Origin of the sequence: Rhizobium sp. NXC14, from assembly GCF_002117485.1 — a bacterium.
Classification (GTDB): Bacteria; Pseudomonadota; Alphaproteobacteria; order Rhizobiales; family Rhizobiaceae; genus Rhizobium.
The window spans coordinates 842,172-858,223 of sequence record NZ_CP021030.1 but is presented as its reverse complement, the minus strand read 5'-3'; the positions used below and the strand labels follow the sequence as shown (position 1 = coordinate 858,223).

General features: G+C 61.3%; 16 protein-coding genes. 7 read left to right on the top strand and 9 right to left on the bottom strand.

What is annotated here, in order from left to right; all coding sequences use genetic code 11:
• Window positions 1-40: 40 nt before the first annotated feature.
• Both NXC14_RS04180 and NXC14_RS04175 read right to left on the bottom strand, forming a co-directional pair.
• Window positions 41-1,198 carry an adenosylhomocysteinase gene (locus NXC14_RS04180; RefSeq protein ID WP_085777085.1) on the bottom strand — a complete coding sequence of 386 codons (1,158 nt, stop codon included), beginning with the start codon at window positions 1,196-1,198 and terminating at the stop codon, window positions 41-43.
• A 97-nt stretch (window positions 1,199-1,295) separates the two neighbouring features.
• Entirely contained in the window at window positions 1,296-2,174 is an 879-nt protein-coding gene (locus NXC14_RS04175) for a LysR substrate-binding domain-containing protein (RefSeq protein ID WP_085777084.1), read from the bottom strand.
• Between the two features lie 261 nt (window positions 2,175-2,435).
• Here NXC14_RS04175 and NXC14_RS04170 point away from each other — a divergent pair, with 261 nt between their 5' ends.
• The 5 genes from NXC14_RS04170 (at window position 2,436) to NXC14_RS04150 (ending at window position 7,798) form a co-directional block, all read left to right on the top strand.
• Window positions 2,436-2,948, top strand: coding sequence for an NUDIX hydrolase (locus NXC14_RS04170; protein ID WP_085777083.1), 513 nt, complete (start codon window positions 2,436-2,438; stop codon window positions 2,946-2,948).
• Window positions 2,949-3,012: 64 nt separating this feature from the next.
• Window positions 3,013-4,509 (top strand): inorganic phosphate transporter, encoded by a 1,497-nt coding sequence (locus NXC14_RS04165; RefSeq protein WP_085777082.1) that lies wholly within the window; start codon window positions 3,013-3,015, stop codon window positions 4,507-4,509.
• A gap of 17 nt (window positions 4,510-4,526) precedes the next feature.
• Complete coding sequence (locus tag NXC14_RS04160) at window positions 4,527-5,264, top strand: 16S rRNA (uracil(1498)-N(3))-methyltransferase (protein ID WP_085777081.1); 738 nt, start codon at window positions 4,527-4,529, stop codon at window positions 5,262-5,264.
• A 145-nt stretch (window positions 5,265-5,409) separates the two neighbouring features.
• Complete coding sequence (locus NXC14_RS04155) at window positions 5,410-6,783, top strand: glutamate--cysteine ligase (RefSeq protein ID WP_085777080.1); 1,374 nt, start codon at window positions 5,410-5,412, stop codon at window positions 6,781-6,783.
• Window positions 6,784-6,934: 151 nt separating this feature from the next.
• Window positions 6,935-7,798, top strand: a complete 864-nt coding sequence (locus tag NXC14_RS04150) for a DUF937 domain-containing protein (protein ID WP_085777079.1) — start codon at window positions 6,935-6,937, stop codon at window positions 7,796-7,798.
• 121 nt (window positions 7,799-7,919) lie between these two features.
• Here NXC14_RS04150 and NXC14_RS04145 read toward each other — a convergent pair whose 3' ends face one another.
• On the bottom strand, window positions 7,920-8,219 hold the full coding sequence (locus NXC14_RS04145; RefSeq protein ID WP_085777078.1) for a DUF1127 domain-containing protein: 300 nt from the start codon (window positions 8,217-8,219) through the stop codon (window positions 7,920-7,922).
• 307 nt (window positions 8,220-8,526) lie between these two features.
• Here NXC14_RS04145 and NXC14_RS04140 point away from each other — a divergent pair, with 307 nt between their 5' ends.
• Window positions 8,527-9,483 carry a LysR substrate-binding domain-containing protein gene (locus NXC14_RS04140; RefSeq protein ID WP_085777077.1) on the top strand — a complete coding sequence of 319 codons (957 nt, stop codon included), beginning with the start codon at window positions 8,527-8,529 and terminating at the stop codon, window positions 9,481-9,483.
• Window positions 9,484-9,489: 6 nt separating this feature from the next.
• Here the strand turns inward: NXC14_RS04140 and NXC14_RS04135 are convergent, their stop codons facing one another.
• From NXC14_RS04135 to NXC14_RS04125, 3 genes are all read right to left on the bottom strand, one after another.
• Complete coding sequence (locus NXC14_RS04135) at window positions 9,490-10,122, bottom strand: TetR family transcriptional regulator (protein ID WP_085777076.1); 633 nt, start codon at window positions 10,120-10,122, stop codon at window positions 9,490-9,492.
• A gap of 263 nt (window positions 10,123-10,385) precedes the next feature.
• Complete coding sequence (locus NXC14_RS04130; protein ID WP_085779971.1) at window positions 10,386-10,802, bottom strand: MAPEG family protein; 417 nt, start codon at window positions 10,800-10,802, stop codon at window positions 10,386-10,388.
• Window positions 10,803-10,907: 105 nt separating this feature from the next.
• Window positions 10,908-11,663 (bottom strand): SDR family oxidoreductase, encoded by a 756-nt coding sequence (locus tag NXC14_RS04125; RefSeq protein ID WP_085777075.1) that lies wholly within the window; start codon window positions 11,661-11,663, stop codon window positions 10,908-10,910.
• A 94-nt stretch (window positions 11,664-11,757) separates the two neighbouring features.
• On the opposite strand from NXC14_RS04125, the gene NXC14_RS04120 reads away from it, so the two are divergent.
• The gene (locus NXC14_RS04120) at window positions 11,758-12,675 is read left to right on the top strand and encodes a LysR family transcriptional regulator (protein ID WP_085777074.1); all 918 of its coding nucleotides are present in this window, start codon (window positions 11,758-11,760) and stop codon (window positions 12,673-12,675) included.
• Window positions 12,676-12,682: 7 nt separating this feature from the next.
• Here NXC14_RS04120 and NXC14_RS04115 read toward each other — a convergent pair whose 3' ends face one another.
• From NXC14_RS04115 to NXC14_RS04105, 3 genes are all read right to left on the bottom strand, one after another.
• Window positions 12,683-13,237: a hypothetical protein gene (locus tag NXC14_RS04115; RefSeq protein ID WP_085777073.1), complete on the bottom strand. Its 555-nt coding sequence runs from the start codon at window positions 13,235-13,237 to the stop codon at window positions 12,683-12,685.
• Window positions 13,238-13,239: 2 nt separating this feature from the next.
• On the bottom strand, window positions 13,240-14,724 hold the full coding sequence (guaB, locus tag NXC14_RS04110; protein ID WP_085777072.1) for an IMP dehydrogenase: 1,485 nt from the start codon (window positions 14,722-14,724) through the stop codon (window positions 13,240-13,242).
• Between the two features lie 275 nt (window positions 14,725-14,999).
• Entirely contained in the window at window positions 15,000-15,992 is a 993-nt protein-coding gene (locus NXC14_RS04105) for an MBL fold metallo-hydrolase (protein ID WP_085777071.1), read from the bottom strand.
• Between the last annotated feature and the right edge of the window lie 60 nt (window positions 15,993-16,052).

Sequence of the window (16,052 nt, the reverse complement as noted above, 5' to 3'; positions counted from 1 at the left end):
CGCTCGGCCCACGCTTTCAGTCTTGATTTCCCGACATGCTCTAACGCCAGAGATCGAGATAGGCGCTCGCCACCATCGCATCGATATCAGAGGGCACCGGCACCACGCAGGCTTCGGCACCGGCCTCGCCTTTCGCGATCCGCTCCAGGCAGCGGGCCTGAAGCGTGAAGCCGAGGTCCATCGACTCGGCGGAATTGCCGAGCGGCCGGGGACCGGCCAGGTTGGCCATATGGCCACGGCCAAGCACGTGGAACGAACGGCCATCCTTCAGATGGAAGGTCTCGATATGCTCGGCCTCATATCGGTCGATACCGGCGACATCGGGATGGCGCCGAAAGGCTTCGACATCGATCTCCAGCGGAAAATGGCCGCCATTCATCAGGATCGCGCCATCCTTGAGAAGCGGCAGATCGGCCGCCGTCACAATAGCGGGAAAACCGGTGACGGTGATGAGGATATCGGCCGAGCGGATCGCGGCGTCGCGCAAGGGCGTCACGAAACCGTCGAGATGGGCTTCGAGCGTCGTCACCGGATCGATGTCGACAACGCTGACGGTGGAAAAAGCATTGCGAAAACAGGCGGCCGTGCCCTTGCCACAGGCGCCATAGCCGAAAACCGTCACCCGTTTGCCATTGGTGGAGCGATTGGTGAAGCGAAGATAGCTCTCGAACAGGCTCTGACCGACCGCATGCCGGTTCTCGGCAAACTGCTTGATCGGGCTGTCGTTGATGACGAGGATCGGCATGTTCAGGCGTGCGCGCATCGGCAACAGCCGCGTGCGGCCGGACGTCGTCTCCTCGGTGCCGCCGAGAAGATTGGCGAAGGGCTTTTCCACGGCGATGGCGAAAAGATCACCGCCATTATCGAGCAGCAGATCCGGCCTTTCGGCGATCACAGCTTCCAGGCTCTGGTGATGGGCCGCGGCATCGGTCGTCAGGGTCGCAAAGACAGTGATGCCCTGTGCGCGCAGGAACTCGACCGTCGAGGGCTGGGTGCTGTTGAGATTGCCGGTGCAAACGAGGCGCGCTCCGCCGGCACGAAGCGTCATGAGAAGCGCCACCGTCTTCGGCTCCAGATGGATGCCGGTGCCGATCGACAGGCCATCGAAAGGGCGCGTGCGCTCGAATTCCGCCGCTGTTGCCTTGAGCAGCCGACAGACGCTGCCGATCCAGTCGATGCGGGTTGCGGTGCTTTCCATCTTCTCTTCCTTTTTCCGTTTCCGCGCCTGTATTAGCGCAGCGGCAGTAAGGCGGACATGGACGTAATTCTGGCGCTGGAGCAGAAAAACTGCCCTTTCAGGCCGGTGTTCCGCAGCGAAGCAGCCAGGCGGACAAGGCCGCTAAGGCCGGCCGCTTGGCATCCGGCGTGCGGCAGCAGAGACTGTAACCCGACGGCCGGGAAATGAAGCCGAAGGGCGCGGCCAGTTGCCCACGTGCGAGGTCGTCCTCTATCGAGGCGCGCGGCGCAAGCGCGATGCCGAGCCCGGAGCGGGCGGCGGCGAGCGCCAGCAGCAGATCCTCGAATTCCTGCCGGCGGGAAAAGCTGACCGGCGGCGTGCCGCTTTCCGCGAACCAGTCGTCCCATAACCGCGGAACGCTGCGGCTGACGAGTTGCGTCAGAGCGCCCATCGCGCCGAGTCCTGCGGACAATGTCGCGGCAAGCGCCGGGATGGCGACGGGACCGAATTCGTCCTCCATGAAGCGCAGCGCGACAATTCCTGCAGCCGGCCGGTATTCGCCGCCCATGATCACCGCATCCAGTTCCGGGTGCATCTGCAGCGGCTCGGCCACGGCCATCGGCACGATGTCAATCAGAGTATCGCCGAGGCTTGCCTGCATATCCGCAACGCGCGGCATCAGCCACCAGACCGCGAAGGCGGAAGGCACGCCGAGGCGAATACGGCCAGGTGCGGCACCCTCGAAATCCAAAGCGGCCCGCTGCAGAATATCGAAAGCCGCGCTCGCAGCCTCGGCGAACGCGCTCGCCTCTGGTGTCGGGACCAGCCTGCGGCCGTCGCGCGTGAAAAGCTTCCGGCCGAAGTGATTCTCCAGCGTGGCAATCTGCTGGCGCACGGCGCCGCGCACCACGTTCAGCTCCTCGGAAGCCTTCAGAATGCTGCCATGGCGGCAGACGGACACGAAGGCGCGGACGGCATTGAGAGGCGGGAGACGCATAATTACCACATTGGCAAAATGATAGGGGAACAATTCGTCCCCGCATTGATTAGGGGTCCGGACCGACTCATACTGTACACCTGTGCAATATGACGCATTCGAGACAGGTCGCGACGGATTTCTGAGCCTGCCCCAGCTCGATTTCCCCTAAAAACGGCGGCTAATCATGTTTTGGATCGCCCGCGGCTTTGGATTGCGTCAGGGTTCCGTGATACACGTATATGAGTGATTCCTAACAACCATGCAAAGGTGACCCGACAATTGACTCTTCTCGCCCGATTGGCATCCGATGTGCAACTGATGTTCCGGCGCCCGCCGCGACAGCAATATGGTGCCATCTGTTACCGGGTGAAGAAGAAAAGCGCTGAGGTCGAAGTTCTGCTGATGACGAGCCGCGACACTGGCCGCTGGGTCATTCCCAAGGGCTGGCCGATGAACGGTAAGTGCGCTCATGAGGTCGCCGCGCAGGAAGCCTTGGAAGAAGCCGGCGTACGCGGCGCAGCCGAGGCGGAAACGCTTGGTTCCTACACCTATCAGAAGGTGCTGCGTGACGGGGTGCAGGTCGTCTGCAAGGTGCAGGTCTATCCGCTTGAGGTTACCGACTTGGCGAAGAACTTCAAGGAAAAGGGCGAGCGCACCATCGAATGGGTCTCATGCGACGAGGCGGCCAGCCGCGTCCGCGAACCGGAACTTCGCAATCTCTTCCTCGCCTTCAAGCAAAAGATGACCGACAGCCTCTCGGCCGAGGCGACGAAACAAATTCCGGCGGAATGAATCCTGCCATCTTGCACTGCTAGGAAAGCAGCGTAGAAGCAGATTTCATCCTTCAGGAAAATGAATGCCGCCCCGTCCCGCAGTTCTGACGAAACGCACGCTCGACAAGGACCTCGATAAGATTACCTATGTCGAGGACGCGGCGAAGCATGTTGCGCGGCGGCTGGTGGCGCCTGGGCTCGGGCTGATTTTCGTCGGCATCGTCATGCTCTTTGCAGGCGTCTACGTCTTCGACCGTCCGGGCGCCGTGCTCGTCGTGGCGGCAGCGGCCCTTGCCGGCTACATGGCGATGAATATCGGCGCCAATGACGTGACCAACAATGTCGGTGCGGCCGTAGGCGCACGCGCCATGACGATGGGCCAGGCGCTTGTCATCGCTGCGATCTTCGAGGTCTTAGGCGCTACGATCGCGGGCGGCGAAGTGGTCAAGACGATTTCCTCCGACATCGTCGATGCCGGCCAGGTGTCGCCGGCGGTGCTCGGCTGGATCATGATGGCGGCGCTGACCGCCGCAGCCCTTTGGATCAACCTTGCAACCTGGATGAATGCGCCGGTTTCCACCACGCATGCGATCGTCGGCGCAGTGATCGGGGCCGGCATCTCCGCTGTGGGGCCGGAGCCGGTGAATTGGCGGGTGATGTTTGAGATCACCTCGAGCTGGATCACCTCGCCGCTGCTCGGCGGACTGATCGCGGCCGGTCTGCTCTATCTCGTCAAGACCCTCATCATCTATCGCGACGACAAAATCGCAGCGGCGCGGCGCTGGGTGCCGGTGTTTGTCGCGACGATGGCCGGCGGCTTCATGGCCTATATGCTGCTGCAGCTGTCGCCGATCGGCAGATTTCCGCCCTTCACCGTCATTCTGATCGGAATCGGCATGGGGCTGGTGAGCTGGCTTGCCGTTCGGCCGCTCGTCCTCGCCCAGGCGCGGGATCTCGAAAACCGCAATAGCTCACTGCGGGTGCTGTTCCGGCTGCCGCTGATCGGCTCGGCGGCGCTGCTGTCATTCGCGCATGGCGCAAACGACGTTTCGAACGCAGTCGGGCCGCTTTCGGCGATCGTCCATTCGGTGGGTATCGGCGGCGACGGCGTCGGCCATCCGCCCCTCTGGGTAATGCTGATCGGCGCCTTCGGCATCTCCGTCGGCCTGCTGCTCTTCGGGCCGCGCCTCATCCGCCTCGTCGGCGAAGAGATCACCAAGCTCAACCCGATGCGCGCCTATTGCGTCGCGCTGTCGACCGCTTTCACCGTCATCGTCGCCTCCTGGCTCGGCCTGCCGGTCAGCACCACGCATATTGCCGTCGGCGCCGTCTTCGGCGTCGGCTTCTTCCGCGAATGGTACACCCGCCGTTCCAAGCGCCGCATCGCCTATATCAGGCGCAAGGCCGAGAGCTGGGAACTGGATGAACCGGAGGAGCCGAACATTCATGAAAGGCGGCGGCGCTACCTCGTGCGCCGCTCACATTTCATGACGATCATCGCGGCCTGGATCATTACCGTCCCGGTTTCGGCGACGCTTGCAGCGATGATTTATTGGGTTATGTTCGCGCTCTTCATCTGAGGCTCCAGGTTTTTCGAATGCGCGCCAATTTCCGCATGCAACGGCTTTTCGTCGACGCGCCCCTTTCCAGCGGCGCCGTCGTGGAGGCGAATGCCGATCAGTTCAACTATCTCGCCAATGTGCTGAGAATGGAGAACGCTGCGGAGATCCTGCTCTTCAACGGCCGGGACGGCGAGTGGAAGGCCTCCCTCTCCTTCCCCACGCGCAAACGCATCCAGCTGACGGCGATCGAGCAGACGCGGCCACAGCCGGCGCCTTGCGACCTGCATTATCTCTTCGCGCCGCTCAAAGTCGGCCGCATGGATTATCTCGTGCAGAAGGCTGTCGAAATGGGCGCCGGCTTGCTGCAGCCCGTCATGACCCAGCACGTGCAGGGCAAAATCACCAATCTCGACAAACTGCGTGCCAATGTCGTCGAGGCGGCGGAGCAATGCGGCGTTCTCGGCATCCCTGATGTGGCGGAACCAGTGAGACTTTTCGATCTGCTCGACCATTGGCCGAGCGAGCGGCGCATCATCTATTGCGACGAGGGCGATGCCGGGCAAAACCCGCTGCCGGTGCTGGCAGCCATCCAGGAAAGGCATCTCGCTCTGCTCGTCGGGCCGGAAGGCGGCTTTTCGGAAGAAGAGCGGGCGCGGCTTCGAAGCCTCGATTTCGTCACCGCCATTCCGCTCGGGCCGCGCATCCTCAGGGCAGATACGGCGGCCGTTGCGGCGCTGGCGGTGGTCCAGGCGGCGATCGGCGACTGGACGTGACCGGGAAAACGGTTGACGCGGAAATCACTGCTGTTTTTTTGATGCGTCGTTGAAAGAATTTCACTTGCAACAAACGTGGCTTGGGTCCTAATCACCTTCCAACTGCCCGCCCCCCTGGGCGCCTTCTTGAATACAGGTACCCCGCATGGCCCGCGACACTACCGACCAGACGCCGCTCTCTTCGGTTCAGGATCTGACCGATTACATCGCCGCGGGCAACAAGCCGCGGGAGCGCTTCCGGATCGGCACCGAACATGAGAAGTTCGCCTTCTTCCGCGCCGACAACAGCCCGGTTCCCTATTTTGGCGATGAGAGCATTTCTGCCCTGCTCACCGGCCTGCAGAAAAAGAGCGGCTGGGAGCCGATCGTGGACGGCGGCAACATCATCGGCCTTGCCGAACAGAACGGCATGGGCGCGATCTCGATCGAACCCGGCGGCCAGTTCGAACTCTCCGGCGCGCCGCTGGAAACGATCCATCAGACCTGCAAGGAATCGAACCAGCACCTGGCGACGCTGCGCGAGATCGCCGAACCAATGGGCATCCGTTTCCTCGGCATCGGCGGCAGTCCGAAATGGACCTATGCCGAGACTCCGCAGATGCCGAAATCGCGCTACGAGATCATGACCCGCTATATGCCGAAGGTCGGCACCAAGGGTCTCGACATGATGTATCGCACCTGCACGATCCAGGTGAATCTCGATTTCTCCTCGGAAGACGACATGCGCAAGAAGATGCGTGTCTCGATGAAGCTGCAATCGCTGGCGACTGCGCTGTTTGCCTCCTCGCCCTTCACCGAAGGCAAGCCGAACGGTTTGCTTTCCTGGCGTGGCGATATCTGGCGCGATGTCGACAACCGACGCGCCGGCCTGCTCGACTTCACCTTCCGCGACGACTTCGGTTTCCGCGACTACGCCGAATGGGCGCTCGACATACCGATGTATTTCATCGTCCGCAACGGGCGCTATCACGACTGCACGCACGTCACCTTCCGCCAGTTCATGAACGGCGCCTTGAAGGGCGAGGTCGCCGATCCGGAGCCGACGATGGGCGACTGGACGAACCATCTTTCGACGCTCTTCCCCGACGTGCGGCTGAAGCGTTTTCTCGAAATGCGCGGTGCCGACGGCGGCCCGTGGCGGCGCATCTGTGCACTGCCGGCCTTCTGGGTCGGCCTGCTCTATGAAGATGCAGCCCTCGAGGCAGCCGACCAGCTGACCAAGGATTGGAGCTTTGCCGAGGTCAGCGCCCTGCGCAACGCCGTTCCGGCCGAAGGGCTGCAGGCTGAATTTCGCGGGCACTCGCTTCTCGAGACGGCACGCGAGGTGTTGGGCATATCGAGGGCCGGCCTCAAAGCCCGCGGCAAGCTCAACGGCGAAGGGCAGGACGAGAGCATCTTCCTGGCGCCGCTCGACGAAGTGCTCGCCAAGAAGGCGACGCTCGCCGAGGATCTGCTGTCGCTCTATCACGGCCGCTGGCAGCTTTCCGTCGAGCCGGTCTTCGAGGACTACCAGTATTAGGTTTGCCGCACCGGCACTCTCCAGCTTGGATACCTCGCTCCGCGCCTTTGCCGGAACGGCTTTAAGTTCTTATGGCAAAAAGCCGTTTGCACATTACCTTTTCCGGATATAGTGGCGTTACACGCGTCACGACTCGGGGAAAGGGACCTCCATGCTGCCACTCTTCGACATGATGATGCAGGCGCAGAACGGCGCAGCGATGGAAGCGGTCGCCCGTCAATTCAACTTGGCTCAGGAGCAGGCAACGAAGGCCATGGCCGCGCTGATGCCGGCCTTTTCCGCCGGCCTGAAGCGCAGCACCAGCAATCCTTACGATTTCGTCGGATTGATGCAGGCCGTCGCCTCCGGCAATTACGCACGTTATTTCGAAGATATGAGCCGGGCTTTCACGCCTGAGGGCATTTCCGACGGCAACAGTATCCTCGCCCAGCTCTTCGGCTCCAAAGAGGTTTCGCGGGCGATCGCAGCCCAGGCCGCCCAGATGACCGGGATCGGGCAGGAAATCTACAAACAGATGCTGCCGGTGCTGGCAGATACGCTGATGGGCGGGCTCTTCAAGCAAACGACCGGTCAGATGGCCGCGCCCGTCAATCCCTTCGTCAACACGGCGATGGGCGAGACCATCCAGAAATGGCTGGAAAGCACGGGCTTCGCACCGAAGCCAAAGACTGCTCCTGAAGCCAGCATCTTCGACAACCCGTTCACGCAAGCGATGCAGACGATGTTTTCGGCACCGAAGCCCGAACCGGCGCCTCAACCCAACCCCTTCCTCGACAATCCCTTCGCCAAGGCTTTCCAGGAGATGATGGCCGGCCTCAGCCAGCAGCCGGCGGCCCAAAAGCCGGCAGCGAAGACGCAGGCAGCGCCGAAGGAAGAGCAAAAACTCAATGCCGAGAGCTATGCCGACATGCTGAACGCCATGTTCGACAGCGGGCTGGAGGTGCAGAAGAGCTATCAGAGGAATCTGGAGGCGATCTTCGAAACCTACCGGCCGAAGCCTTCGTCAGAGACCTAACGCGCGTCGCGTCCAGGCGACATCCGGCACGCATAAAAAGACCCGGCGATGGCTGGGAAAGCCGATCACCGGGTCAAGCGGCAGGGCTATTGGCTATCACCCTGCGGGGAAACTCGCGCTCCTACTCGTCGGAGGAGCGGAAGAACTGCAGGCGCCAACGATTACGCGCCGAGCGCGTCAGATGTTCCGACGGGTCCTCAAAAAAAGTCGAGGCCAGGAACGCCGAGGTCAGGTCGGCCCGGGTGAGGCCGATGTCCCTCAGCTGCGCGTCGTTCAGATCATGCAGCGCGTTGATCTCCATGCGATTGCGGAACACGCGAAAGAGGAAGGTCAACGGCGCAAGGCCTGCCGCCAGACGCTGGTAAAACGTCGGGGTAAGCCTACCGCAGTCGAGTTCTAGTGTCCGGTCTGTCGTGTGCATCGAACTCTCCTTTCTTTCGGGGCACGCAACAACCCACCCCTGCCGCGAGGTCGTGCGGAAGGGAGCAGGCTGGATTCGGCACTGCTTAATTCCTTAAATCGGAATTGATTTAAGGATAAAATTATGCAGCCACTCAAAATGCTACAGCGTCCTTTTGCGCGTCTGAAAAGACGCGCGGCGCTCTAGGACAGGCAGGGTGTCTGTCCTACACTTTGCTTGATTTGCATCTCGAAGATGCCAAAGACCTATTGATCAGTCCAACGAATGTTTCTAATGATTATCATCAGCTATCTTTATAGGTGAACCCATGTCCGCGCCTCTTGATCTCGACCAGTTGCAGACTTTCATCGCCATCGTCGATTCCGGCAGCTTCACCAAGGCCGCCGACAGGGTCTACAAGACCCAATCCGCCGTCTCCATGCAGATGCGCCGTCTCGAAGAGCGCATCGGCAAGCAGCTGTTCATCAAGGACGGCCGCGGTAACCGGCTGACGGTCGAGGGGGAAAAACTGCTCAATTACGCCCGCCGCATCATCCGCCTCAACAATGAGGCGATCGCCGCCTTCGACGACAACAGGCTGGAGGGGACGCTGCGCATCGGTACGCCGGATGATTATGCCGACCGCTATATGCCTGAAATCATCGGCCGCTTTGCCAAGACCCATCCGAACGTCGAGCTCTACATCGTCTGCGAGCCCTCGGTGGATCTCGCCGAGCGCATGCACAAGGGTGAGCTCGACATCGCGCTCGTCACCCACAATCCGCGCGAGCGCATGTCCGATGTGGTGAGAACCGAGCCGCTCTGCTGGGTCGGCTCGGCAAACCATCCGATCCGCGACGACGCGCCGGTGCCGCTTGCCGTCGGCCGCCGCGACTGCCAATGGCGCCAGCTCGCCTGCTCGGCTCTCGATGCCGTAGGCCGCGAGCACCAGATCCTGTTCACCAGCTGGTCCTGCACCGTCGTCGCCGCGGCGGTGCTGGCCGGCATGGCGGTCTCGGTCATGCCGGAATCGGCGCTGCGGACGGGCATGAAGGTGCTAAGCCAGGCCGACGGTTTCCCGGCGCTGCCGCCGGTGCAGATCGGCATCATGAAGCGGCCAGGCGTCTCGCTGTCGCTGATGAACGCGATTACGGCGCATATCACTGCCTGCCTCGACAACATCACGCCGGCTGTCGTCGACGACGGTCTGGACGCGGATGTCAAATCGGCTCAGGCGCGGCTTTACCCGCGGCCGAAGGCCGCCAACATGGTGCCGAGCTGGTAGAAAGGCTCAGGCGGCGCTGGCTGCAAAAAGGGAGGCGCGGATGACGCGCTTCCACTCGCCGAGCATGCACCGCGCTATGGTCTCTTCGCTGACAGCGGCAAGCCGGACGACGGCGCCGATCAGGTGGCTGAAAAGGTAAGTGCGCGCGAACATTTCCTCGTCGCAAAGGTCGGGAGCCAACCTGCTTACGGCGTCATGAAAGATACCGGCGACGCGACCGCTATGCTCGATGTTCAGCCGAAGCAGATCCTGATCGGTTTCGGTTCCCATCCAGACGCCGCGATAGACGGGATCGTCGCGATAAGATTCGTAATACCAGTCGATGGTGGCGCAGACGCGATCGAGGGCCTGATCGAGTGACTGCACATCGCTGAACATCGCCGCCGTCTTCGCCTGGATCGCCGAAGCGTGCTGGTCGAACAGGGCTTTTACGATCGCCGCCTTCTCGGGAAAATACTGGTAAACCGAGCCGATCGGTACCTTGGCGGCGATCGCGAGTTCCGTCATCCGCATGGCGCTGACGCCCTTTTTGGCGATGATCTTGGCGGCGGCGGCGAGGATAAGATCCAGCCTCTGGATGCTGCGCTCCTGCTTCGGCTGCCTGCGCAAGCCGATGCGATCCATGCTTTCCGCGCCCATGTCGCTCCCATTCTTATTGTTTCGCGGAGGAGCTATCTGCCACCACCCCATCGAGCGGATATGACATTGCAGGCCTTCATCAGCGGTAAATGGAAAAGTTCACATTCTAACGACCGGCAAAAGCCTGTGAAATCAAGCCCTCGCAGCATATCGCGCTAATTGACGGGGATTGAAAAGACTTCGAAAGGTTGTGTGAGAACAGGGATAAGCGGCGGACCTACCTTGGTACAGGCGCGCGTTCGGTCAGGTGCGATCGACGCAAGTCAGTCCATCGCCATCCACACAGCGAGCCAGACCCACAGGACAGCGAGCACAAGGTAGCCTGCCGCAAAAAGAGGACTGCGATAGCGCATTTCATTGCTGGTGACGTGAACGGCGGCGTGAGCATAACGCAGCGCGACGAAGATCCACGCAAGACTGACGGTGAAGATGTTGTCGGCCTGCGTGATATAAAGGAGAATGCTGCAGGCATAGAAGAGCACCGGCAGTTCGAACTGGTTGGCGAGAGCGTTCTTCACAACGAGGCTTTCGACCGGCTCGCCGCGATTTTCTCGGTAATCCGACCGAGCGACTTTTCCGGCTCGGACCATTTTCTTTCGCCTCAAGCCAAGAAGCCCGTAGAGACCATAGACCAGGGCCACATGGGCAAGGAGTGGCCAGAAGATTTCATAGCCGGTCATGATCGCCACTTCCTTTCCGCTTTCGTATGTCATTGGCAGCATTAGCGGAAAGGATAAGCGGGTGCCAGCGGCTCGCCGCCGGCATCCGCAAACCCGATATCGTCTTCACACCTGGGCGCTGCCGCCATCGACGAAGAGTTCGGCACCGGTGACGAAGCTGGAATCCTCCGAAGCGAGGAAGAGTGCGGCAGCGGCAACTTCCTCGGCACGGCCGACCCTGCCCATTGGCACCTGGGCCGCCAGGGCGTCAAGCAGGCCCTGCTGTTGCACTGGGTCCTTACCTGCCAATTCGACCAGTCCGGTCGTTTCCGTCGGACCAGGGCTAAGCGTGTTGACCCGAATCCCGCGATCCTTCAAGTCGAGGATCCAGTTGCGCGCAAAACTGCGCAGAGCGGCTTTCGATGCAGCGTAAACGCTGAAGGCGGGTGTCCCGGTCGAGCCTGCTGTCGATCCCGTCAGGATGATCGATGATCCTGTCGAAAGCAGTGGCAAGGCCTTCTGGACCGTAAAGAGAACTCCCTTCACATTCCGATCGAACGTGTCGTCATACTGCTCTTCGGTAATTTCGCCGAGGGGCAACATGGAGCCACCACCCGCGTTGACGAAGAGCACGTCGACTTTCCCAGCTTCTGCCTTCACCCGTTCATAGAGGCGATCGAGGTCGGCTGGATTGGCTGAGTCAGCCTGAATTCCCACAACCCCGCCGCCGATCTCAGCGACTGCCGCATCGAGAACGTCCTTGCGACGGCCCGTGATGAAAACCCGTGCGCCCTCAGCGACGAAGCGCCTGGCCGTTGCAAGGCCAATGCCAGACGTGGCGCCGGTGATAACCGCAATCTTCGCATTCAATCGTTGTGTCATTTGTCGTCTCCTTTGGTTCGACTGAAGCTGAGATATGGACGGGGGGCATTCTTTCGGAATAGAAAGAATTGAAAGCTATTGTTTCAGAAATGAAATGAACAAGTTTCCCGATTTCGAGGGTCTGGCGATGTTTGCGAAGGTCGCCGAAGAGCGTTCTTTCCTTCGGGCTGCACAGACGCTCGGCGTGTCAGTGCCGACCGTTTCGCGCGCCGTGAGCCGTCTTGAGCACAGGCTGGGGGCAAGGCTCTTTAACCGCACCTCTCGGCAGCTCGCGTTGACTGAATTCGGCCTGCGACTGGTCGACAGCGCCGCACGAATCTATGCGGAAGCCGAGATGGCAGAGGACACTGCCAGGGAGATTGCCACCCGGCCGAAGGGGCTCATCAGGCTTGCCGCACCGATGGCCTTCGGGACACGCTGGCTGGCGCCGGTCCTGCCTGAGTTTTTCGAGCTCTTTCCGGAGATTTCGATCGACCTGCACATGAGCGATGCCGTCGTCGATATCGTAGGAGAAGGCTTTGATGCGGCGCTCAGAATCGCGGTGCTGCCGGATTCGTCATTGGTCGCGCGCAGGCTGACGCCGGTGGATCGCTTCATTCTCGCTGCACCCGCATATCTCGATCGGTACGGCGTGCCGGAACATCCGAGCGAACTAGCGGCTCATCATTGCCTCGGATACTCCTACAGGGCGCGGCAGGATGTCTGGCGCCTGCGCAACAGTGAAGGTAAGGAGGAGGTCATCGTACCAAGTGGCTCTCTCAAGGCAACCAATTCGCAAGCTTTGGTGCCAATGGCGCTACGCGGCCTCGGGATCATCGAGCTACCCGAGTTTCTCGCACATGACTATCTCATAGACGGCCGGCTGAAGCCGATCCTTCCCGGCTGGACGCTGCCAACAGGCGCAGTGTATTTCGTCACACCTTCTGCTCGCAACCGGCCAGCGAAGGTCGAGGTCCTTTCCGATTTCATGATGGCGAGACTGTCAAATCCGGTTTGGCGGCGAAGGAGCTGATGCCGCTTCAGTCCTGGCCTGTCGACAGCCAACGGGCGACGGCAAGCCGAGCGGCGACGATGAAGCAGATAGCGAGGCTTGCGAATTTCAACCGCGTCATCCACGGCAGCACGTGCATTGCAGGACCTGCAGACGCGCCGTTGCCGAAAGCAATCAGGCTGGAAATGTTCTCGCCGTAGTCCGAGATGCCGTAGATGAAAGGCAGCAGATAGATCGCCTTGGCTATGAGCGGATGAAGTGACCGGCCGAACCACGAGCCGACGGGGCCGAGCCTCACGAAGACAAGGAACAGCAGCGCCGTGAGCAATGCCGGAAACATCAGCTCCGGCCCGAAATACATGGCGCTGAGCAATTTGGCCGCCGTCTCGTTTTCATCGAGCAGCTTCTGCATGTGGAAGACGGCCGATTCGTCGTAACCGGCGAAATAGGTGTCGAGTACCGCCTGCCCGGTTTCGTGCTTGAAAGGCACGACGAAGCCGAAGGTCGTGCAGGCGAGCACGGCAAGGCAGAGGACTGCGAGCAGCGCGACCACCCAGAGGGGAATTGCGCTGCCCGCCTTCATGATCAGAGGCCGGCGCCCGGATAGTTCGGGCTCTCGCGGGTGATCGTCACGTCATGGGCGTGGCTTTCGCGAAGGCCGGCGCCGGAGATGCGCACGAAGGTGGCGCGCTCTTGGAAATCCTTCAGGTCCTTGCCGCCGACATAACCCATGGCGGCCTTGAGACCGCCGGCGAGCTGGTGGACGACGGCCGAGACCGGTCCCTTGTAGGGCACCTGACCCTCGATGCCCTCCGGGACGAGCTTCAGCGTGTCGCGCACCTCAGCCTGGAAATAACGGTCGGCCGAGCCACGGGCCATGGCGCCGACGGAGCCCATGCCGCGATAGGCCTTGAAGGAACGGCCCTGGTAAAGATAGACCTCGCCCGGGCTCTCATCGGTGCCGGCGAGCAGCGAGCCGATCATGACGGCGGAGGCGCCGGCGGCGATTGCCTTGGCAAGGTCTCCGGAGAATTTGATGCCGCCATCGGCGATAACGGGCACATCCTGATCCTGGGCGGCCTGGACGGCCGACATAATGGCGGCGAGTTGGGGAACGCCGACGCCGGCGACAATGCGCGTCGTGCAGATCGAACCGGGGCCGATGCCAACCTTGACGGCGTCCGCACCGGCATCGATCAGCGCCCTGGTGCCGTCATAGGTTGCGACGTTGCCGGCCATGATCCTGACCGAGTTGGAAAGCTTCTTGACGCGGGTCACAGCATCGAGGACGCGCTGCGAATGGCCATGGGCGGTATCGACGACCAGGAGGTCGACGCCGGCCTCGATCAGCCGTTCGGCGCGCTCGAAGCCGTCGTCGCCGACGCTGATGGCGGCGGCGGCGCGAAGCCGGCCCTGCGCATCCTTGGAGGCGTTCGGGTTCAGCTGCGACTTCTCGATATCCTTGACGGTGATGAGGCCGACGCAGCGGCCTTCGGCGTCGACGACCAGCAGCTTCTCGATGCGATGCGAATGCAGCAGGCGCTTGGCCTCCTGCTGATCGACGCTCTCCTTGACGGTGACCAGATTGTCCTTGGTCATCAGTTCATGGATCTTCTGCTCCGGATCCGAGGCGAAGCGGACGTCGCGGTTGGTGAGGATGCCGACGAGGCGGCCGGACTTCTCGACGACCGGGATGCCGGAGATGCCATGCGATTTCATCAGGGAGAGCGCTTCGGCAAGCTTCGCTTCCGGGCCGATGGTGACGGGATTGACCACCATGCCGCTTTCGAACTTCTTCACCTGGCGGACCTCTTCGGCCTGCTCGATCGGCGTCAGGTTGCGGTGGATGACGCCGAGGCCGCCGGCCTGCGCCATGGCAATCGCCAGCCGGCTTTCGGTGACGGTATCCATGGCTGAAGAGAGGATCGGGATGTTGAGATCGAAGTCGCGGGCGATGCGGGTGGCGATGTTCGTCTGGCCGGGCATGACCTCGGAGTGCCCCGGCTGCAGCAGCACGTCGTCGAAGGTAAGCGCGTCCGCGCCGGTTGCCGTTTCAATGATGCGTGCCATGGCCAAATTCCTTCGTTTAAGAAAATGCAACCGGCCCCGGAAACGAATCGTCCGCCCCGGCGGTGTGCATGAGTTGCTTGGAAGTTGGCGAGGGCTGGTAACACGTCTACGACAGGAAGGAAATAGCAAAAAGCCCGGTACATCGGCCGGGCTCGTCATGGGTGCCATGCATGGAGAGCAATTCCCAGCTAAATCGCGAAGCAGGTTTGCCGGAAATCGCGCCAAACAAAGGGATCGAGCGGTTCCTCCTTCGGTGAAAGCTGAACCGCCCTGGATCAGATGTCGAACTGATAGGTCTTCGGCACGAAACGATAGCCGCCATCCTGCTTCTCGGCGAAACCGACCGCCGGGAAAGGCATGTGGTAGCCGAGGAAGGCGATCTTCTCGGTGGCGATCATGTCGAAAACCTTGCGGCGGCTGGCTGCCGCCTGTGCCTTGTCCATATCGAAGCGCACTTCCCAATCCGGGCGCAGCAGCGACAGAATATAATGGTTGGCCGTATCGCCGGTCAGCACCAGGCGTTTACCCTCGGATTCAACATGGAACACCATGTGGCCCGGGCTGTGACCGGCTGCCAGCATCGCTGTCATGCCGGGCGCAACGCTGTCACCGTCTTTGATGAAGGTGGCTTTTTCGACGAGCGGCGTCACGTTGGCGAGCACGGCTTTGTGGCCGCCTTCGGCGGGCGTACCTTCGCGTGATTTGTTCGACCAAAAGTCATATTCCGCCTGGCCGATGACATAGCGGGCATTCTTGAAGGCAGCTGCGGCATTTTCCGTCAGGCCGCCAATATGATCGCCGTGCAGGTGGGTGAGCGCCACGACGGTGACGTCGTCTGTTGAATATCCTGCGGCTTTCAAGCCTTCGGCAAGGCGGCCGGCGCCGCGCACCCGCCCGGCTGCACCGAAGCCGGTATCGACAAGAATGACATCCGAGCCGGTATCGATGAGGGCAGGCGAATATCCGTTGAGAAATTTATCTGCCGGCAGGAAGTTTGCGGTCAGCAATGCCTTGACCGTTTCGGGGTCCTGATTGGTGCCGAAGGTTTCATGGGGCTTTTCGGAGATGTTGATGCCGTCGCGCACGACGGTAACCTTGTAGGAACCAAGCTTGAATTGATCGATTTCGGGCAAAGGCGCTGCATCCATAGTGCTGCTTTCTCCAGTCACGGCCGCTTCGGCCTTCTCTCTTAAAATCATCGGCGCCGCCAACAGTCCTAGGCTTGCGACAAAAAGCGTGCGCCGCTTTATATGCGTTGAGATTGCCATATCCACTCCCCTTTGATGCGCAGTGTGCCGCCGCGCTGCCCCGACGATGTGTCTGCCCGG